Source organism: Mycoplasma sp. CSL10166 (genome assembly GCF_017116885.1).
GTDB lineage: Bacteria > Bacillota_I > Bacilli_A > Mycoplasmatales > Metamycoplasmataceae > Mycoplasmopsis.
Genome location: NZ_JAFIRF010000003.1, coordinates 1 through 20756 on the forward strand (window position 1 = coordinate 1; position 20756 = coordinate 20756).

Here is a 20756-nt window from a genome sequence, read left to right on the forward strand (position 1 = left end):
GAAGAACTCCGCTCGACATGCATGTATTAGGCACACAGCCAGCGTTCATCCTGAGCCAGGATCAAACTCTCGAAAAAATTGACTGTCATGTTTATTGTATATATCTAGTTTTCAAAGAACTTCTATTTAACTATCTTAATAATTGATAGCCAAATTATTATAACACATTTTATTAATAACAAAAAGTTATTTTTTATTTTTTTTGATTTATTTTTTTAAACATCTCAAAATTAAATGCGTTAATATAATTATAAACTATATAAAAAAATAAAAAAATGCTTTTTTGCATTTTTTTATTTTTTTATAATAAACCTTTTGATTTTAAAGTTTTTAAAGTTTTTGCTGAAACTCTCAATGACATTCTCTGTCCATCGATAGTAACTCTCACCTTTTGTAAATTAACATTAAATTTTCTCTTTGATGCATTCAAAGCATGTGAACGTTTGTTTCCTGATTGTGGACCAACACCTGATATTTGACATTTTCTTGCCATATTATTAAACCTCTTAGTTATTTTATAAACTTAAAATATAAATAATAAAAATTATTTACGAATTTTTAATAAATCAGTTACTTTGTTGTATTCGTTTAAATCAGATGCTTTTAAATGTTTTAATAAAACTTTACGTTGAGAAATTTTTGCTAAGAAACCTCTACGTGAGTGGTTATCTTTTGGATTATTTGAAAAATGTGGTTTTAATTTTTCAATATCTTCTGTTAAAATAGCGATTTGGACAGATACATTACCTGTATCTTTTGCATTTTTACCGAATTGTGAGACTAATTCAGCTTTTCTTGTTTTTGAAACCATAATTCTCCTTAAATAAATAAAATTATGTTTTAACCAAGCATAATTTTTAAAATTTAAATTAAACCTAGTTAAAATTTGTGTTTTGCATACTTTTGAAATGCTTACGAATTATAACATAAAAATTATTTTTTATAATTAGAATATTTATTTAGAAAATAATTTTTAGTTTCTAAAAGATCATCTTCAAAAACTTTGTCCATATTTTTATCTGATATTTTTCTAATCTTACTTAAAACCTCAACAAAAACCTCTTTATTATAAAATAAATTCAATTCTAAGTTTTCTTTAAAGTCTAAAATAAATAATTTATATTCTTTTTTATAATCTACGTATAGACAAGTGAAAAAAACTAAATCATTTATGTGCATAAAAGACGAGTATATCCCCGATTCCATCTTCATCAAATGCAATGGTAAATCTAGCACTAAATCTTCTTTTAACGTAGCATTGAAAACATAATTAGAAACTAATAATTCATTAACCAAATCAATATCTCCAAATTTTAATGACTCTTTTATCATACTTGAACTAATTTTAGTATTTAATAATTTAAAAATTTCAACATTTTTTATTTCAACATTTTTTAAATAAAAAGGTATATCAGATAATTTATATTGTGCGTTTTGACCAAATTTAAAGTCGCTACCAGCAATAAAAGTTACCTTTTTATTTTGAACTATTTTTTTTATAAATTCAATTCCGTCCAAATTTTTTATCTCTGAAAAATTTAATTCAATGATTGAATCGAAATCTAATTCCGAAATAGAAAAATATTTAGATTTATTTGTGTAAAAAATATCACTATGAAATAAATTTTTTGTGTCTAAGTTACTAAAATTAATTAATATTTTTCTTCCTTCGTATTTTATTAATTCTTTATAAAGTTGATAATGTCCTAAATGAAAAGATTCAAAGGCCCCGATTAGAAAAGTGTCATTATCTTTTGTTTCAAAATTATTTAAGTTATAAACAAGCAAATCACTATTTTTCAATTTTAAATCAATTTCAATTCTTTTAATTTTAAATAAACACCATCATAAACGGAATCTAACGCAATATCATTAGCAACGGCTTTAATTTTTTCTCCGGCTCTTTGCATTGCCACCCCATAATATGCATCTCTAATCATTTCAAAATCATTTGAACTATCACCAAAACTAATTAAATTATCATAACTTAATTCTAATTTATTAAGTAAAAAATTTAAAGTAGTACTTTTATTAACTGATAAAGGATTTATAAAAAAACCTTTAGATCAACGCGATGATATTTCCATATCTAAATTATTTTTAGTTATAAATTCCTTAAATTCTTCATATAATTCTCTTAAATTTTCTGTTGAAGTTATTGTAATTAAGTATAAATCTTCATCTCCTATTAAATCAGGATCGAAGGCGTGATAATTTTGAACGAACGGTTTAATAAATCAAGTATTTAAATTCATATCTTTCGAATTATAAATTTTATCAAAATCACTAACCGCAAAACCTCTAACCTTTTCCCCAAACTCATTATATAACTTAATAACTTGGTCACGTTTTAATGTATTTTTAAAAATAAATTTTTTATTTTGAACATCCCATATGAACGCACCGTTAGCACCCATAAAATAATCTACTGGGTATAATTGTTCTAAAAAATCGCCTATTGTAGCAAACTCTCTAGCAGTAGAAATGACGGTTTTAATACCTTTCTTATTTAAGTTGCTAAAAATAGATTTTGTATTTTCCGAAAACTTTGTATATCCATTTGGTAAAAGTGTTTCATCAACATCAAAAGCAGCTAATTTAATTATTTCTTCTAATTTTTTTATTTCCATAATAACCTTTCCTTAAAAACTTTTTTAGGGTAAAAAAAATTATCTTTAATTTTACCTACACAACAAACATCATTATTAATATTTTTAATAAAGAAAACATTTTCATCTTTTTTTGAAATTCTAAAACTTTGACCATTAAATACTTTTATATAAATTTCTTCTGTTAAAGAAATAGAATTTATATCAAAAAGCAAATCAAAACTTATTTTTTCATACTTTTGAATTTCTAAATTATCTAATAATATTTTACCAACTCCAATTCTTTTTAACGAAGTCATAACACTAGAGTTATTTAACTCTAAAGATATATCATATAACAAAGTTCTTATATAAGTTCCTTCAGAAACATTAAACATAATTTCGTATTCTTGTTTATCATAATCAAAACTAATTAATTCATATTCTAGTACTTTAATTTTTTGGGGTTTTAATTCAAACTCTTTTCCTTCTCTTGCTAGCTTGTAAGCATGTTGTCCATTTATTTTTTTAGAACTAAATTTAGGTGGAATTTGGGATTGTCTTTTTGATACTGTCTCAATAGCTTTTTTAAGTTCTTCTAATTTTATCTTTGGAAAATTATAGCTTCTAAGTTCTCCGTCAATATCTAAAGTATCAGAACCTAAATTAAACTTGGAATTTGCAATATAAATTTTATTTTTATGATTGATGTATTCTAACAATTTAGTATCATAATCAGTCGCAACTATTACTAATCCAGAAGCTAAAGGATCTAAAATTCCGGTATGTCCTATTTTTTTTGTTAAGAGAACTTTAGATAAACCTCTAACACTTTTATTTGTCATAGTGCCAGTTGATTTATGGTATTTATAAAACATAGAATAAAAAGTGAGCTATTCTAATCATAAAATTAAAATAGCTTACTTTTCACCAACCTTTTTTGAAACTAATTCTAGTACATCTTTTACTTTTTCAATATTTAAAATTTCCTCATCAGAAATTACAATTCCATATTTTTCCTCTAGATTAATAATTACTTCTGCTAAGTCCAAAGAATCAATATTAATATCTTTTATATACGCATCATAATTAACTTTTTTCTTAGACAAGCGTTCTATTTGACTCATAATTCATTTTTCATAATCTAAACTCATATTTTAATTATATCAATTAAATTTTAATTTCGTATACTTTGTGATATTTTTCTTTTTTATAATTAACTTCAATATAAACTTCTATTTCTTTATCACTTCTTTGTACAAAATCAAAATCCAACTGTGCATCGCTAATATTTGAATTTAGTATTAAATTATATATTAAATTTCTGACTATTTCTTGATCTATGTAATCTTCTCCAAATTCATTTTTTTTAATAAAATTAACTAATGATTTTTTATCGATATCCGGGAAAATAAATGAATTTTTTACGCTAAAATTATCGTTTTCTCCTTTTGGAATATTATTTTTTAAATTGTTTTTTTGTTCTATTATTTTTAAATAACCATAATATGATAATCCTGCTACAAAACTAGCAATTATAGCAAAAGCTAATAATTTATAAATCGATTTGATATTCTTCATTTTTCTTTAAAAAATAACTAATGTCATTTTCATTTTTTAAATTATAAAAATCTCTAAATGAAACAGTATACTTTATTTTATTCAAAAAAACTCTTTGATCTGTTATGTCATTTATTTCAAATTTTTTTGCTTTTCTTTCTTCTAGATTATTATCAAAATTAATTTCTTTCAAAATTTTAAAATTACCAAAAGTCGTTTCTAATTCAAATATAAAAATCAATTTACCACTGTAATTTTTAGGTATAACTATTTTTTTATTACTATTTTCGCCTAAAGATTTAATATATCTTTTTTCATCGGGTAAATATTTAATATATTCATCTATATAAAAATCAATTAAATCAAATTTATTTTCATTATTTTGTAATATTTTACGTATACCTTTTAATTTTATTTTTTCATTTTCTAATCCTAAACCGTTAATATTTAAGTTAATTTTCCTAACATTAAAATCCAAGGAAGTTATTTTATATGATTTTAAATTTATTGAATTTGCATCGAAAGTTATAAATAAGTTTAAAACATTAAAAATTGGTATAGCACACTTTAAATTCTCAAGATTAAAGATTAAATTTCAATATTTTTTATAATTTAACACTTGGTTATTTTTTATTCTAAAAATAGAAGAATAATGTATTTTTAATAAATTAGTTTTATTCTCCATTTTAAAAATTTCAACATTATCATTTAAATATCTATTAAACTCGACACTTTCAACAATCTTGCTTGTTTTTTTAGATTTAATTATAATTTTAAAATTATTAACTTCTTCTGCTTTCGACTTATTAAGAGATGAAATGTTTGCAATAAAATTTGAATTATTCGAACTTAATTTTTTTGTTCCTTTATATCATAACTCGATAACTCATTCTTTATAAACTTTATTGCTGAAGAAATCACAAAATAAATATAAATCATTGTTATTTTTATAATTAAAAATTTCAATTTGATAATCCAAATTAATTGATTATTTATAAACACGTCTATCAATTCTAAAGTTATTGTATTCATATACTAATTGTTTATTAATTGAATTAATGTCATTAGTTGAATATTCCTGTATAGTATGAAACAAATTCCTTTACCGCCTCACGTTTAACTTTATAAAAAGTAGTTTTGGAAAAATGTTGTTCATATCACAACGTATTATCCATTGTGTTTTTATCTAAATAACATTTTTCAAGTATTCACGAATGCTTATGTGTCATATTATCTAAAATCATTCTTACAATGCTATTTTTCCCTTCAGCCATCTTAAGCAATCATTCTTTTTGTTTTTCATTTATTTTTTTATGATAAAACCTTTCTTTAAAAGTTTCTCCCATTAACTTTCTTTTAAATATTTCTCTAAATTTTCAATGGGTTTTAAAGATCATTTCGACAAGTTTATGCTCATAAACATAAAGTTCTTTGTCGTTTTCGACTTCCTTAATTAAATCTTGTAACCTCAATTCTTCTAAAGCTTTTGTTTCTACATCTGCATTTAATTCGTTCATTTTCAAATACCCCTCCCACTTTATTTATATAAATTTTTTTAGAAATTTGTCAAAAATGAACTAAAAAAGGAAAAAAGTCACCTCTTTCCCCTTTTATTTTTATAAAATATGAAATTTTTTTCAGTTTTAGTATGCTTTTGCAAATACAACATACCTATTAGTAGACTTATCGCAACCATCAAAAAAACACTTACTATCTTTGTTAGGTTTTTTGAACGACTTAATAGGTATACATCTCGCTGTTGCACCCGTCTCTTCTTTAATCTTACCCTCAACATAGTCGTCACAACAAAATGGAGCAACTAAAAATTTATTTTCTTTAATTTTCTCTTTAAAGTCGTCATAGTTATATACATATTCAGTATTTTCTTCTAATCTTTTTTGTGCTGAATCATACAAATTATTATGGATATTATCAAGTAATATTGGTATTAACTCTTTTAGTTTTTCTATTTCAACTAATTGTTTTTCTAAAGTATCTCTACGTACTACTAGGACTTTATTTTCTGCTAAGTCTCTAGGACCTACCTCAATCCGTATCGGAACACCTTGTATTTCACTATTCGAAGCTTTAAATCCAGGGTTTTTATCTGATGAATCTAAACGTACTCTAAATTTTCTTCCGATTTTACTCTTAATTTCTTTAGCAATTTGATGAACTTTAGGATCTTTTTTCGCAAATAATTCAAGAATATCAACTTGAATAGGTGCAACTTTAGGAGGTATTATTACACCTCTATTATCACCATGTGTCATAATTATGGCACCTAATAAACGCGTAGTCACTCCTCATGAAGTCTGATAAACATATTCTTCTTTGTTGTCTTTATTTTTAAATTTAATCCCGTATGGCTTAGAAAAGTTTTGGTTTAAGTAATGACTTGTACCAGATTGTAAAGCTTTACCATCCTTCATCATAGCCTCTATAGTATAAGTAGAACACGCACCAGCAAATTTTTCCCTTGGGGTTTTTTTACCTACTATTGTTGGGATAGCTAAATAATTTTTCAAAAATTTTGCGTATGTAGAAATCATTTCTCTTGTTAATTTACGTGCTTCTCATGCGTTATCATGGCATGTATGACCTTCTTGTCATAAAAATTCTCTTGTACGTAAAAAAGGATTTGTGGTTTTTTCTCATCTCAAAACATTTGCTCATTGATTGTAAACAATAGGTAAATCGTTATAAGAATTAATTGTTTTTTTAAACAAATCAGCAAATAAAACTTCCGAAGTAGGTCTAATAAATAATTTTTCGCTTAACTCTTTGTCTCCTACTTTTGTAACTGTAGCTAACTCAGGGTTAAAACCTTCAATATGTTCTTTTTCAAGTTGAAATAAATTTTCTGGAATCAAAAGAGGCAAATAAACATTTTGAATTCCTTTTGATTTAAATATGTCGTTTAATTCTTTTTGTATTAATTCTCAAATACCATAAGAATTTGGTTTATAAATAATAGAACCTTTAGTTGGTCCATACGCTATAAGATCTCCGTTTTTCACAACATCTGTATATCATTTTGCAAAATCCAACTCCATTGGAGTAATTTTATCTATTTGTTTTTCTTTATTCATATTAACTTAATTATATAACAAAAAAATATTTAGAAAAATGCAAATAAGTAATTTTTAGGGCAAAAAAGTATAAAAAAACACTCTTTTTAGAGTGATATGGCTGTCCCAGTTAGATTCGAACTAACGCATGTCGGAACCAAAACCCGATGCCTTACCGCTTGGCTATGGGACAATAAATGGTGGGGGGAGAGGGATTCGAACCCCCGAATCCTAAGAAAGTGGGTTACAGCCACCCGCATTTGGCCGCTTTGCTATCCCCCCATTTAATTTTGCTTATATATTATAGCATATAAAATCTTTAAATCAAAAAAATTATTTATTTTTTAAATTTTTAACTTGCAAAATTAAACAAAAAAGTGCCTAAGCACTTTAATTTATTATATTATATATTATTTAACTTCGTGTTCTGTAAATCTTTCATTTTCAACAACTAAGTATTTATCACCTTTTTGAATTCCGTATGGTCTTAAGGCCTCTTCAGCTAATGAATTATCAGCTTTAACTTTATCGAATAGATCTAACGAATCAACTGAAACAAATACACCAGAGTATGCTCCGAATCCATTAATTAATTTATCGTTATTTAAAACACCAATTGTAATTGTATTAGGTCTAAATTTAGAAACATGTTTTAATAATTCACCTGTTCTTGATAAAACAACCGCAAATTTATAATCACCATCTTTTGCTTTTTTAGCAATTTCATAAGCTATTTTTGTTCTTTTGTCTGATTGATTTGAATTTGCTCAAACTTTTTCAAGTTGTCTTTCATAGTAATTTCTTGAGTAAAATTCTTTTTCAGCACGTTTTGAAATAGCTGTCATTGTTTTAACCGCTTCAAGAGGGAATGAACCGTTTGCACTTTCACCTGATAACATTGTAGAATCAGCACCTAATTCAACTGCATAATAAACGTCAGTTACTTCTGCACGTGTTGGATGTGGTGTATTTTCCATTGAATCTAACATTTGTGTAGCGACAATAACTGGTTTACCAGCTTCACGAGCTTTTCTAATCATATTTTTTTGGTGGTAAGGAACATCGTAGTAAGGAATTTCTAAACCTAAATCACCACGAGCTACCATAATCCCATCTGATGCTTCAATAATTTCATCGATATTTACACATCCTAAATGTGATTCAATTTTAGAAATAATTTGAATATGTGATCCACCATTTTCTTTTAATAATTGTCTTAATTCATTTACATTTCTAGCTGAGTTAACAAAAGAAGCTGCAACATAATTAATACCTTGAGTAATACCAAATTTAATATCATTAATGTCTTTTTCTGCTAAGAAAGGAAGTGAGAAATCTACACCTGGTAAGTTAACACGTTTATTTGTTTTTACTTTATGTGTGTTTTCTGCTTTAACTTTCACATACCCTTCACCAACTTCTGTAACTACTGTTGATAATTTACCATCATCAATTAAAACTTGGTTACCAACAACTAAATCTCTAGCCATGTCATATGCGACTGTAATTTCTGTTGGTGTTCCTTCAAAGTTAAGGTATTTATCTTGTGTTGTATGAATTAAAACTGTAGATCCAGCAACAATAACTTGAGCACCATCTTTCATTTTTCCTACACGAATTTCAGGTCCCTTTGTATCTAACATTAATGAAACCGGAATTCTAAGTTCTTTTGAAAGTTCTTTAGCTATTTTAAATTTATTAGCTTGTTCTTCGTGAGAACCATGACTAAAGTTAGCTCTAATTGTTGTTACACCATTTTCAATCAATGTACGTAATGTGTCAATATTATCACTTGAAGGTCCGATAGTAGCAACTAATTTAGTTCTTTTATCTGTAATTTTCATTTAATTTTCTCCTAATTATGATTTGATTATTTTATATTCATTATTTTACCAAAAAAATGTTTTTATGATAATGTTTTTAAGTCATATTTAAAAAAATTCTTGATATGTTAAGTTTATACACAATAACTTAACTATATTAAGAATTTTTTATTTTTGAGAGCATATATATTGCTGCTGTTTCTGCTCTTAATATCCTTTTACCTAAAGATACTAAATTAACATTTTTATTATCTAAAACTAATTTATCTAATTCTAAATTTGAAAATCCACCTTCAGGACCTACAACAAAATAAACATTTTTTTCGATTTCGCTTGGAATTTGGTTATTTTCTGAGTTAATTTTTTCGTGAGCTATATATATTTTATAATCTTTTTTAAAATCAATATTAGATAGCTTTGTCAACTCCCCCAATGTTGGAATTTGATTTCTAAAAGACTGTTCAGCTGCATTTTTTAAGATTTCCTCAAAGCGTTGGCGTTTTTTTTCAAACTTATTGAATGAATATAATTCACCATTAGTATGTTCTGTTATTAAAGGGATTATTTTTTTAACTCCCAATTCTGTACTTTTTTGTAAAAGCCATTCGAAACGATCGTATTTTATTAAACTCATTAATAAAATAATATCATTTTGTAATTCATGATTTTCATTAATCTCTTTTATAATATGAGCTTTATCAAAATCAACTAAGCATTCAAAAAAATTATTTTCATAAACGCAAATAATTTTTTTGCCATCTAGTCTTAAAACTTTAATATGTTTTTGAGCTTCTTTATCTAAAATAAAGTAATTATCTTCTTTTTTATTAACAAAAAAACGATTCATTAATTATCCTGCATCATAATTTCTTCATATTCTTCTAGAGTACCTCTAAATAAAAAACTTTTTGTTGCAGATTGTAACTCTAATATAACATCAGCACATTGATTAACGAAAGCTCTATTATAGGTAGTAAAAATTGCGCCACCTTTGTAATTTTGAACACCTTCAATTACTGAATCAATACTTTCGGTATCTAAGTGATCAAGAGGTTGATCTAGTATAATAAAATTTGATTCCAAAAGCATCATTCTAGAAAACATCAAGCGCGCTTTTTCTCCACCACTAGTTACATTAACTTTTTTGAATACTGAATCTGCGCTAAATAACATTCTACCTAAAAAACCACGCATTCTAGCATCATCATTTTCTTGATTTTCTTTTATTTTATTTAATAATGGTCATTTCGAGATTCACTCTAAAATATTTTCTTCAGTATTAAAATATTTTGCATTATCATTAGGAAAATAACTAGGTGTAATTGTTTGTCCTCACTCAACGGTGCCTGAAGTAGCTTCACGCTCACCAAAAATTATTTCAAGTAATCTTGTTTTTGCGATATCATCATCACCAACAATTACCATTTTTTCACCTGGTCTTAATGTAAACGAAACATTTTCAAAAAGTGTTTGTCCCAAATCATTTTTATATGTTAAATTTTCAACATTTAAAATTTGTTTTCCGTGATCACGATTCATATCTCAACGAATATATGGATATTTACGATTGGAAGGTTTAATCTCATCTAAAGAAATTTTTTCTAAAGCTTTTTTTCTTGAGGTTGCTTGTTTTGATTTTGAAGCATTTGCACTAAAACGAGCAATGAAATCTTTAAGTTTTTCTATTTGAGCTTCTTTTTTAAGATTACTTTGCTTCATCATCTCACGCGCTAGTTCTGATGATTGTTTTCAAAAACTGTAATTACCTGTATAAATTTTTGCTTCGTTATAATCAATATCAACTATATGTGTACAAATTGAATCTAGAAAATCGCTATCGTGACTAACAACAATAACAACATTAGGATAATCGATCAAGAAGTTTTCTAATCATTTAATTGAACGTAAATCAAGATGGTTAGTTGGTTCATCCATGATCAAAATATCAGGATTTCCAAATAACGCTTTTGCTAATAAAACTTTAATTTTTTGATTAGCGGTTAATTCGCTCATATTAACATTTCACTTATCTTTAGGTATAGATAAATTACTTAGCAATTCTTGCGCATCGTTTTCAGCAGTTCATCCGCCCAACTCACCATATTTATCTTCCAATTCTCCGGCTCTTGTGTAATCTTCCATTGTTGCGTCTGGATTTGCGTAAATAGCATTTTTTTCTTGTAAAACATCATATAAATCAGTGTTACCCATAATAACTACATCGGTAACATTCATGTGATCATACGCATTATGGTCTTGAGAAAGAACAGAAATACGTTTATTTTTTTCAACTAATATCTGTCCACTTGTAGCTTCAATTTGACCTGATAATATTTTTAAAAATGTTGACTTACCAGCACCATTTGCTCCTATAATTCCATATGTATTACCCTCTGTAAATTTTAAATTAACATTCTCAAATAATTTTTTATCACTAAAAATTTTACTAATATTTTGTACTTCAATCATGTTTTCTCCTTATTTGTTCTTGATCTAATAATATAAATTATATAGCAATTTTATTTTTGTTCTTTTACAAACTAAAAAATATTTTAAAAAAAATAAAAAAAATTTTTTGTTTTTAAATTTATAGTGTATACTATTATCAGTAGCAATAGCAAGAGGGTCCACCTGATACCATTCCGAACTCAGTAGTTAAGCCTCTTTACGCCGACGATAGCCACTTGGTGAAAATAGGGAGCTGCTTTTTTTATATCTTTTTTTGAATAAAAAAATATAAAAAACCTTTTTTCGTCATTTTTTAATATAAAAATAAACTTTTTAACTTTATTTATTAAATGATATAATTATTAATATTTAAAAATTAAGGAGGCGATATGCTAAAAGAAGCGAATAAAGAAATAATTTCTGAAGCATTAAAAAGCGAAAAAACAAAATTAGTTGTTTTTTACGCCGATTGATGCGGTCCATGTAGAATGTATAAAGGTTCTTTAGAACAATTAGATTCTAATGATAATGTTGAAGTTTTAAGAGTTAATATTGATCACAATAGAGAATTTGCACTCGAAAACGGAGTACAAGGAATCCCATATACTAAAGTATTTAAAGGCGACAAAGAAGTGAAGGATTTCTCTGGTTATGTACCTTACGAAATTTTAAAAGAACAAGTAGCACCTTACATTAAATAACACATTAAATTAACATTGAAAATGTTAATTTTTTAATGTTTTTTGCTTAGTAATCATTTTTAATTTATTTAAAAAATATTAATTCAAAAAAATTAAAAGTAATATAATTTTTACTATTGATCAATATAAAATAAATATTTAAGGATAAAATGGATAAAGAAGAAGCAAAGAATAAAAAAACAGAAGAATTCAACGAGTATATAAGAGGGTTTGTAAATTTTTTAAAAGGTAAGTCCCTTAGATATCATCTTGATAATTTGTTCATTGAAATTGCTAGTTTTTTTAATGAAAATGCATGAGATATTAAAGCTAAAAAAGAATTATGTGATATAAAACTTTTAAATCAAAAAGATAATATCCCCATAGTCGGATGAAATGTTTTTACTGATAAAAAAGGTTATATTGTAGCTTTTAAAAACGAAAATTTGGGAACATTAAAAATTAGCTTAAATTGAATAAAAAAATTAGACGATCTTACTATAGCACAAAAAAATGAATTAATCCATTTCTTTAACGATGCTAAACAAAAATATGATATAAACTGAGGTTATAGATATGATGCAGACGAAGAAGAACTGATCTTAGATAATCTTATGGTTGTATCTAACGTAGATGAAGCAATAAATAAAGCAAAAGATTTTGGCGGATATCAAATCTATGATTTAGAAAATGAAAAAGTTATTTCAGTTTCTGATTACGAAAAAGAGAATAATAAAAAGCAGAAAACTTAAATTTTCTGCTTTTTACTTATTTAAACCATGTCATACATAATAAAATAAGTATATTTTTCCATCAAAAAGTGCATAAAAAAATGGTGCCGACAACTGGACTCGAACCAGCGACCCCTTCCTTACCATGGAAGTGCTCTACCTGCTGAGCTACGACGGCACATCTAAATATATTTTAACATAAAAACAAGATTTTTGATGTTCATACTTTTATTTTAATGAACTAAAAACTAAGGTCATTCTATACCTTAGTTTTTCTTTCTTGTTTGTCTTGTTTGTTATAAAGGTTAATAAAAATGTTTAAAAAATAATACTTTTTTTAAGTATTAATGTTCTAATGGTGCGCGAAGAGGGACTTGAACCCTCATGCCGTAAGGCACTAGAGCCTAAATCTAGCGTGTCTGCCAATTTCACCATCCGCGCATTGTGACTTAAAATACACAAATAATAAATAAAAAAGCACACTATGGTGCCGTCTATAGGACTCGAACCTACGACCTACTGATTACAAGTCAGTTGCTCTACCAACTGAGCTAAGACGGCGCAATAATGGTGGAAGATAAGGGACTCGAACCCATGACATTCGCCTTGTAAGGGCGACGCTCTCCCAGCTGAGCTAATCTTCCAAAATGGCAGTCTGTACGGGGATCGAACCCGTGTATGCATGGATGAAAACCATGTGTGTTAACCGCTTCACCAACAGACCTTATAAAATGGCGCCGATTGCGGGGATCGAACCTGCGACCAACTGGTTAACAGCCAGCTGCTCTACCGCTGAGCTAAATCGGCATTTGTATTTGCGTAATATATTATAGCATATAAATATTTTTAACAATAAAAATAATATATTTTTTTGATTTAGTTTCCTAATTTGTTTTTAGGTAAAATTATTATACATACTTTTTTAAAAAATAAAAAAAATTTTTTAAATTTTAAAAGTGTTTAATAGATAAAGATTGCTCTAATGAAATTTAAATATAAAAAATATACTAAAAAATGTTTTAATTATATTATGGAATTATTAGAACTTAGAAAAGGTTTAACAAAACAAAATATAGAATTAATATACAAAACATTAAATCAACCTTTATTCAGTAAAAAGCAAATGGAACATTTCTTTTTACTGAATGTAATATTATTTTCAGAATATCAAAATAATACAAATTCAAAAGAAGCTCGCTTTAATTTTAATAAATTAGCGATTGGAGCTTGATATTTATACCAAAATGTCGTCGCACCTTGAAACGAAGATGAATTTAGAATTTATAGCAAAGAACAGTTAATTGAACTAATTCAAACAATGATTGATGTTTATGCGACATTCATAAGTCAAAATGATATTAAAATATTTTTTAGCGAAAAATATTTGGAATTTTATAACGTTTATTTTTCTGATATTAAAACATTGAAAGATTACTTAAACAAAATAGAAATATCAACAAAACAAGAATACAAATTGAATTACAACGGAAGTTTTGAAATTTAAAAAAGTTTAACATTTTGTGTGTTAAACTTTTTCTTCACTAATAAATTGTGCGGTTAGATCTAAATGAACAGGGCAAGTTAAAAATTGTTGGTCAGGGGTAAATTGAACATAAGCCACGTTATTACTATATTGGCGAACATATTCTTCTCCTGATAAAAATTTAATTTTCATTATCGGAACCGAAACTATAGATCTCTCTGTTTCGGTTAAATTAGTATTAATAATAGGAAAAACTTCTATGGTATGACCCATAACAATATTTTTTTTAATTATTTCTATTTCTTCCGGGAAGAAGAAATTTATTACTTTTTCATAATTATTATTTAGAAGTTCTAATTGATTTTCTTCAGAAAAATTTTTAAATTCTTGAATGTTATTAAGAAAAATAGGTTTAAAGTGATTGATAAATTTTTCTCTATCAAATAATTCGATTTGTGATTTTTTGTATTCATCTAAAAAAATATTAAATAATATGAGTTCATCACTTTCTCCAAATAAATATGTGTAATTAATATTACATTTAGCACAATGTGCAGTAACTTTTGAAGCCATTTTTACCTCTTTTCTATAATATAAATTATTATATCATTTTAGATAAAAAATCATATAAACAGCTAAATAAAAACACAAATATAACAATTGTGTTCATATTATTAATTATTTTTGGTTTTAAAATTATTTTCTAATGCAAATAGAATGCTTTTATAAATGATATTATATATTTTTTCGTAATCTTTTTCATTAGAGTGGGTATTATCGCTTAATACCCAATAATTTGAACTACTAGTATCAACTTCATATATAAACTCTTTTATAGGTTTATTAGTTTTTTCGTAAATATTATTTCCTCCTAAAATAGACACTCTCTCAAATGAATTAATTTCAAAACTATTATTTAATTTACTTCCTAATAAAATACCCGAAACATAAATTCTATTTTTCGAATTATTTGTAGTATATGTGGAATTAGTGTTATTTAACAATCATTTATTGAATTTAAATTTAAGAAGCTTCGAAACACCAACATTTTGTTTTTGATTTAAATTTTCAGAATTTCCTTTTTGTATTGAACCTTCTATAATTCTATCTGTTAAAAAATCTAACCACTTTTCTCTTAAGGTTAAAAATTTATCTTTAAACTGCCAATCATTCATTTCTGTTATATGAAGATTATTTTCTTTAAAATTTGTATTATATATATTTCATTTGTTTTAGAAACTTTAAAACTTAAATAATAGAATAATTCAGAAAAAATAGAAATATTATTAAAACCACTTGTAAAAGAAAAAACTGCAGGATCTTTTTCTTTATAAACCAACAAAAACGAAGCATTAGCGTTTAGGGATTGTATTATTCTAGACTTTGATTTATAACTCCATTTTAGAAAAATAGATTCATTTAAATTTATTTTTATTAATTCGTGTTTTTTGAAGAATTAAAAAGATAACTACTTACAATATGATTATTTTTTACATAATTATCATCTTTAGAAAAATAAGTAAATTTAACAATATATTTATTTATATCTATGAAATTAAAGGATATTTCACTAATTTGCTAATTATATCCAACTTGCAAATCGTTTTAACTAATTTGAATTGTTATACCTTGCAAATCTATAAATTTTTCTAATTCTTTTTTGGTTCAATAATTTCTTTTTTATTGTTTAAACCATTAACTTTATTTTTAACACTTTCTTTTCTTGAATTTGGTCATTTTCTAAATTATTAATTTCCTTATCAATTTCGTATAATTTTTTTATATTATTTTCTATGTCTACCTTTTTATTTGAATTATCTTTAACATCAACATATAAATCAGAATCTAAAATTTTTTGTCTTAATTTTTCTTTTTTTAGTCTCTATTAACTTACTAATATCATCATTTTCTATTAAATAATTCTCTAATTCTTTTTCTAATTCATTCATTTTAAAAGAAACTTATTTTTTTCTTTAACAATTGATTCTAATTTTTTCTCGCGCCTTAATTCGTTATTAAATTCAAAATGTTTTTCATCATCTAATATTTTAAAAATATCTTCAATAATTTTTGGTATATCGCTAATTTCGCTCGAAACTATTTTTTCAATAATTTCACTTTTAGTATTAGAATTTTTAATTATTTTAAATTCATCGGATTCTTTTTTATATTTTATTAATTCACTTTCTAAATCTTTTAATTTATCAAAATTATTTAATATTTTGTCTTGTTTTTAATAAATTTATCTTTTAACAAATCAACTAGTGAATCAATTGTAACTTGATTTGTTTTTCTTTGTTCTCTGTTTTATTATTTTACTTTTTTATCTACCATATCAAAATCACTTATAATGATATTCTTTAATTCATTTTAAAATGATTCTTGCTATTTAACTCTTTAATTTCTTCAATCCTTTTATCAATTAATAAAATTGTATCTAAGGAATTTTTATAATTTAATAAATCTAACCCATTTTTTGCATTCAAAATCTCATTTTTTCTTGAAAAATTATCACTGTCATCTACTTCAATATTTACGTTTTTTAATATTGATTCTTTTTCTAAAATAGATAAAATTAAAGAATTAAATATTTTATCCTCCATATTTTTAAGATCTAATATTTGATTTTTATTTTTGTAAATTAGTTTTATTTTATTGAATTCAACCAAAATATTCTTGGTACATCATTTCATTTATTTATTATTTTTTTAACTTTTTTATAACTATTTTCATAAATCAAATTATTGTAATTTCAATTTAACATTATAGCTACGGAACTCGTAATAGACAGTGTTGTTATATACTCGATACAATAAATAAAAAAATCCTCTTTTTGCTTTTAAACATTCTCTCTCCTTAAAAAGCTAAAAGTCAAAAGAAAAATTTATACATAAATAAGTTTTGTAATAAATTTTATTACAAAACATGATAATGATATTTTAATATATTTAAAACAATTTAACTCTCTCTACATCTCTCTTTTAAACCGCTTAATATATTTTTATAATTATCAAACTACTAAAAAGTAGTGTTTTTTAGTTTTTCATATTTAGTAAACATTTATTTACCTTTTTAAAAAATTAGAAATAAATTATAAAAAAGTTGAAGAAAAAACTTGCGTTCTCAAAATTAGCAAGTTTTATTTTAATTTTGAAGGTGTCACTTGAGTTCATTCATTACTATTATTAGATTTTCTAAAAATTATATAATGATAATATCCTTCCTGTTTTGAACCGTTCTTTACTTGATAAGTATAGTCTCCGTCTGATCATGTATTATAGTCAGCTTTGTTTTCGTTTGATTTTCTATGACTAGGAATTACGTTTTCATAACTATTATCACGTTTTATGGATGAAGGCATAATATGTTCTTCAGTTCAATCGCCATCTTTTGTAATTTTTCTTCCGGCAAAATCAACTCCTTCATTTTTTGTACCAAAATAATTTCTTCATATTTTATTTCTTTGTTCTTGAGAAGTCATGTTACCTCCTTTCTTTTTTTAAATTATATATATATATATATATATATTCAAAGCAAAAAGATAAAAAATATAAGGTGGTAAAATATTGTTATGTTAGATTACGAAAAAAAATACGATAAAAATATTTTAATTGCTGGGTGTGACGAGGCTGGTAGAGGTTCATGGGCAGGACCATTAGTTGCCGCTTGTGTAATAATGAAAAGAAATTATAAGAATTCAGAAATAAATGATTCTAAAAAATTGAGCGACAAAAAAAGAAATAGGTTGTATCAAGAAATAATCGAAAATTCAATAGAATATCAAATAATAATTAGATCAGTTGAAAATATAAACAATACTAACCCAAAAAAAGAATCACAAATTGCAATGGAGTTAGCTATTAAAAATATGAAAACAAAGCCTGACGTAGTATTAACAGATTTTGAAAAAATAAACATTGATATTCCACAAGAAAACTTGGTTAAAGGAGATTCTGTTTCTTTTAATGTAGCAGCAGCATCTATACTTGCTAAAGTTTTCAGGGATAACTATATGATAAAACTTGATAGTGAATATCCTCAATATGATTTAAAAAATAATAAAGGTTATGGAACTAAATCACACTCAAAAGCTTTAATAATAAATGGAGTAGAACCAAAAATTCATAGAATTAAATATAAACCTATAGCTAAATTAATTAAAAATATTTAGAAAGAAAAAATATGAAAATAAAAAATAAAATATGAATAAAAACAATTTTTTTACCAATAGCATGTATTAGTTTAAACGCTTCTACTAATTTCGCTACGGAAGTGAAAAAAGATCAAGAAGAAGAAATAGTTAAACAACCAATCTTTGATTGAAGAAAAAATAAAAATAATTTTATTTTATCTCCTGTTAGATACCAAATTTGAAATATTTGTTGAGCATATTCTGTAATAGGGGTAGCAGAAACTAATATTTTAAAAAATGGATTGTACGCTTCACCAAATACTTTAGATTTATCTGAAAATAATTTAGCATATATAACAAAAAATAGAGATAAATTTTCAGATCCTTTAAATAATACAAAATTTGACAACTATAGTACTAATTTTTGAAATAGTGGCGGTTCCACAAAAGATGCAGCTTATACTTTAATGCAATGACGCGGACTCGCAAAAGAAACAAATGAATTTCAAAAAAATAATTTTAATTTGCCTTTTTTTCCTGAGGAGTTTATACAAATAAATAATAATGATAGTAATTCAATAAAAAAATATGTGGTTAAAAATGGTGCAGTAGGTTTTAGTTTTATTGCTGGTGATGCAACAAAATATTATAACGCTAACGAAACGTATAATAACGTCAAGAGATATTGACACGCCGCTACAATAATTGGTTGAGATGATACTATACCAAGAGAAAAATTCGGTCCAAAAACCAAACAAAACGGGGCTTGAATTGTTAAAAATAGTTGAGGCACAAACTATATGGATAATGGATATATGTATTTATCTTATGATTCAAAAATTAACAATACATTTACATTAAACTTTGCATCACCTGATAAATATAAAAATAACTATTATTTCGATGGATACTTAAAAAATATTTACAAGCCGGGCCAAAAAAGTGCAGCAGTTACATTTAAAGCAAAAAAAAGATCTAACGAAAATATCGAACAATTAAAATCAATAAATGTTGGTTTTGAAGGAAAAAATGTCGATGTTAACGTAAAAGTATTTTTAAATAATAATGATTCTGAAATAAATCCGAATACTCTTAATTTAAATAAATCAAAACTAATAGCATCCAAAACAAAACATTTCGAGGATGGCGGACTTAGAATTATAGAATTAGATAAACCTATAGAGCTTGACAAAGGACAATATTTTTCAATAGTAGCAACAGTTAAAAATAATGATAATACTGCAGAAATTTTATTTTCTGATGAAGAATTTTCGAGTTTAGATTTTACATATATTAAAAAACAAAACAAGTGAATAAATAGCCAAAATATTTTTAATGGAGTAGCAAGAATAAAGGCTTTTACATCAGAATTGTATGATAAAAATAGTAATAGAATAAATGACAAAGACTTAAAGTATGCAGATGTAACCTTAGACAATGATTTTTATAAATATGGTCTAAATGATCCGAAAAATAAAATAAATATAAATGTTAAAATGGGTTCTAAAATTCTAAAAGAAAATCATGATTATAAAGTTAACTATGAGTTTGTGCCAAACGATAACGATCACTATTATAAAGACTATTCAAAAATTGGGTACGGAAAAATTAAAATAACTGGTTTAAATGAATTTTTAGGTAGTAGAACAAAAGTTTTCTACACGCCCCTAGTAGGACTATATCCTAAAATTCAAAATAAAGATTACCAAAATAATCCAAACGAATTTATTATAGAAGCAAACAACAAAATACAAAAAGCTTCTGAGATAAATTATGGGCAAGGGTGAGAAGTAGAAAGTGATTTTAAATTATCTAACGGAAATAATTTGGTTAATTTAGTCTATATTGCTAAAGACGCGAAATTTTATAGAAAAAATAACGCAATTGTCACAGTAAGAAAAAATATTAACACAAAAGAAAATAAATCGATTACAAATAATGAAGAAAATAAAAAAATAATTAAAGATAAATCTATTAACAAAAGTAATGTAAAACAAAAAATAGATAATATAAAAAATAATAGTCACTATGATAAAAAAGATGATAAAACTAATACAAAAATGATTTTAATTATTTTTATCCCAATATTAATATTTGTACTTTTTGTTTTTTGCGCATTGAGAATATTTATAAAAAAATTCAAAATAAAAAAATAGATATTTTTGAAAAAGATTACATAAGTAAAAATAAATTAAATATCTTTTTTATATATTTTAAGTATAAAATAAACTAAATAAAAT

At 25.0% G+C, this 20756-nt stretch carries 22 protein-coding genes, 8 tRNA genes and 2 rRNA genes; 6 read left to right on the top strand and 26 right to left on the bottom strand.

From position 1 onward, the window contains the following. The 16 genes from JXZ93_RS03035 to JXZ93_RS03110 all read right to left on the bottom strand — a co-directional run. A 16S ribosomal RNA gene (locus JXZ93_RS03035) occupies positions 1-77 on the bottom strand; the annotation flags it as partial. Between the two features lie 224 nt (positions 78-301). Continuing rightward, a complete protein-coding gene (gene rpmB / locus JXZ93_RS03040) occupies positions 302-493 on the bottom strand; it encodes a 50S ribosomal protein L28 (protein WP_205852270.1) in 192 nt (63 codons plus the stop codon). 51 nt (positions 494-544) lie between these two features. Then, positions 545-811, bottom strand: coding sequence for a 30S ribosomal protein S15 (gene rpsO, locus JXZ93_RS03045; RefSeq protein ID WP_205852269.1), 267 nt, complete (start codon positions 809-811; stop codon positions 545-547). A 122-nt stretch (positions 812-933) separates the two neighbouring features. Beyond that, positions 934-1803 (bottom strand): FAD synthase, encoded by an 870-nt coding sequence (locus JXZ93_RS03050; protein ID WP_205852268.1) that lies wholly within the window; start codon positions 1801-1803, stop codon positions 934-936. Between the two features lie 2 nt (positions 1804-1805). After that, positions 1806-2630 (bottom strand): YcsE-related riboflavin metabolism phosphatase, encoded by an 825-nt coding sequence (locus JXZ93_RS03055; RefSeq protein WP_241006976.1) that lies wholly within the window; start codon positions 2628-2630, stop codon positions 1806-1808. After that, positions 2621-3433 carry a tRNA pseudouridine(55) synthase TruB gene (locus JXZ93_RS03060; protein ID WP_205852693.1) on the bottom strand — a complete coding sequence of 271 codons (813 nt, stop codon included), beginning with the start codon at positions 3431-3433 and terminating at the stop codon, positions 2621-2623. The genes JXZ93_RS03055 and JXZ93_RS03060 overlap by 10 nt, the downstream gene beginning before the upstream one ends. 75 nt (positions 3434-3508) lie before the next feature. Then, a complete protein-coding gene (locus tag JXZ93_RS03065; RefSeq protein WP_308699364.1) occupies positions 3509-3742 on the bottom strand; it encodes a phosphopantetheine-binding protein in 234 nt (77 codons plus the stop codon). Between the two features lie 16 nt (positions 3743-3758). Then, positions 3759-4169, bottom strand: coding sequence for an MHO_1590 family protein (locus tag JXZ93_RS03070; RefSeq protein ID WP_205852265.1), 411 nt, complete (start codon positions 4167-4169; stop codon positions 3759-3761). Further along, on the bottom strand, positions 4144-5127 hold the full coding sequence (locus JXZ93_RS03075; RefSeq protein ID WP_205852694.1) for a hypothetical protein: 984 nt from the start codon (positions 5125-5127) through the stop codon (positions 4144-4146). The genes JXZ93_RS03070 and JXZ93_RS03075 overlap by 26 nt, the downstream gene beginning before the upstream one ends. 85 nt (positions 5128-5212) lie before the next feature. After that, complete coding sequence (locus JXZ93_RS03080; RefSeq protein ID WP_205852695.1) at positions 5213-5671, bottom strand: MG284/MPN403 family protein; 459 nt, start codon at positions 5669-5671, stop codon at positions 5213-5215. Positions 5672-5791: 120 nt separating this feature from the next. Further along, positions 5792-7240, bottom strand: a complete 1449-nt coding sequence (proS, locus tag JXZ93_RS03085) for a proline--tRNA ligase (protein ID WP_205852262.1) — start codon at positions 7238-7240, stop codon at positions 5792-5794. Between the two features lie 97 nt (positions 7241-7337). Beyond that, positions 7338-7412: transfer RNA gene (locus JXZ93_RS03090), tRNA-Gln, on the bottom strand. 5 nt (positions 7413-7417) lie between these two features. Then, positions 7418-7501 (bottom strand) — tRNA-Tyr (locus tag JXZ93_RS03095). Between the two features lie 128 nt (positions 7502-7629). Continuing rightward, positions 7630-9063 carry a pyruvate kinase gene (pyk, locus tag JXZ93_RS03100; RefSeq protein WP_205852261.1) on the bottom strand — a complete coding sequence of 478 codons (1434 nt, stop codon included), beginning with the start codon at positions 9061-9063 and terminating at the stop codon, positions 7630-7632. A gap of 136 nt (positions 9064-9199) precedes the next feature. Then, positions 9200-9889 (bottom strand): 16S rRNA (uracil(1498)-N(3))-methyltransferase, encoded by a 690-nt coding sequence (locus tag JXZ93_RS03105; RefSeq protein ID WP_205852260.1) that lies wholly within the window; start codon positions 9887-9889, stop codon positions 9200-9202. Beyond that, complete coding sequence (locus tag JXZ93_RS03110) at positions 9889-11511, bottom strand: ABC-F family ATP-binding cassette domain-containing protein (protein WP_205852259.1); 1623 nt, start codon at positions 11509-11511, stop codon at positions 9889-9891. Before JXZ93_RS03110 ends, JXZ93_RS03105 begins: the two co-directional genes overlap by 1 nt. 135 nt (positions 11512-11646) lie before the next feature. On the opposite strand from JXZ93_RS03110, the gene rrf reads away from it, so the two are divergent. The 3 genes from rrf (at position 11647) to JXZ93_RS03125 (ending at position 12922) form a co-directional block, all read left to right on the top strand. After that, positions 11647-11752, top strand: a 5S ribosomal RNA gene (gene rrf / locus JXZ93_RS03115). A 127-nt stretch (positions 11753-11879) separates the two neighbouring features. Continuing rightward, positions 11880-12191, top strand: coding sequence for a co-chaperone YbbN (locus tag JXZ93_RS03120; RefSeq protein WP_205852258.1), 312 nt, complete (start codon positions 11880-11882; stop codon positions 12189-12191). Positions 12192-12340: 149 nt separating this feature from the next. Next, positions 12341-12922, top strand: coding sequence for a hypothetical protein (locus JXZ93_RS03125; protein WP_205852696.1), 582 nt, complete (start codon positions 12341-12343; stop codon positions 12920-12922). Between the two features lie 81 nt (positions 12923-13003). Here the strand turns inward: JXZ93_RS03125 and JXZ93_RS03130 are convergent. The 6 genes from JXZ93_RS03130 to JXZ93_RS03155 all read right to left on the bottom strand — a co-directional run bounded on the left by JXZ93_RS03130 (position 13004) and on the right by JXZ93_RS03155 (position 13708). Then, a tRNA-Thr gene (locus JXZ93_RS03130) sits at positions 13004-13079 on the bottom strand. Between the two features lie 178 nt (positions 13080-13257). After that, a tRNA-Leu gene (locus JXZ93_RS03135) sits at positions 13258-13342 on the bottom strand. A gap of 44 nt (positions 13343-13386) precedes the next feature. Then, a tRNA-Thr gene (locus JXZ93_RS03140) sits at positions 13387-13462 on the bottom strand. Positions 13463-13469: 7 nt separating this feature from the next. Next, positions 13470-13545, bottom strand: a tRNA-Val gene (locus JXZ93_RS03145). 4 nt (positions 13546-13549) lie between these two features. Beyond that, positions 13550-13625, bottom strand: a tRNA-Glu gene (locus JXZ93_RS03150). Between the two features lie 8 nt (positions 13626-13633). After that, positions 13634-13708 (bottom strand) — tRNA-Asn (locus JXZ93_RS03155). Positions 13709-13931: 223 nt separating this feature from the next. Between JXZ93_RS03155 and JXZ93_RS03160 the strand changes: the two genes are divergently transcribed. Beyond that, positions 13932-14405 (top strand): hypothetical protein, encoded by a 474-nt coding sequence (locus JXZ93_RS03160; RefSeq protein ID WP_205852697.1) that lies wholly within the window; start codon positions 13932-13934, stop codon positions 14403-14405. Positions 14406-14426: 21 nt separating this feature from the next. Here the strand turns inward: JXZ93_RS03160 and JXZ93_RS03165 are convergent, their stop codons facing one another. The 4 genes from JXZ93_RS03165 to JXZ93_RS03180 form a co-directional block, all read right to left on the bottom strand. Beyond that, complete coding sequence (locus JXZ93_RS03165; protein ID WP_205852255.1) at positions 14427-14957, bottom strand: hypothetical protein; 531 nt, start codon at positions 14955-14957, stop codon at positions 14427-14429. A 101-nt stretch (positions 14958-15058) separates the two neighbouring features. Then, positions 15059-15559 carry a hypothetical protein gene (locus JXZ93_RS03170; protein ID WP_205852254.1) on the bottom strand — a complete coding sequence of 167 codons (501 nt, stop codon included), beginning with the start codon at positions 15557-15559 and terminating at the stop codon, positions 15059-15061. Between the two features lie 1185 nt (positions 15560-16744). Next, positions 16745-17077: a hypothetical protein gene (locus JXZ93_RS03175; RefSeq protein WP_205852698.1), complete on the bottom strand. Its 333-nt coding sequence runs from the start codon at positions 17075-17077 to the stop codon at positions 16745-16747. Positions 17078-17523: 446 nt separating this feature from the next. Then, entirely contained in the window at positions 17524-17865 is a 342-nt protein-coding gene (locus JXZ93_RS03180) for an HNH endonuclease domain-containing protein (RefSeq protein WP_205852699.1), read from the bottom strand. Positions 17866-17955: 90 nt separating this feature from the next. On the opposite strand from JXZ93_RS03180, the gene JXZ93_RS03185 reads away from it, so the two are divergent. Continuing rightward, positions 17956-18555 carry a ribonuclease HII gene (locus JXZ93_RS03185; protein WP_205852700.1) on the top strand — a complete coding sequence of 200 codons (600 nt, stop codon included), beginning with the start codon at positions 17956-17958 and terminating at the stop codon, positions 18553-18555. An 11-nt stretch (positions 18556-18566) separates the two neighbouring features. Next, complete coding sequence (locus JXZ93_RS03190; RefSeq protein WP_205852701.1) at positions 18567-20672, top strand: C1 family peptidase; 2106 nt, start codon at positions 18567-18569, stop codon at positions 20670-20672. The last annotated feature ends 84 nt before the right edge of the window (positions 20673-20756 follow it).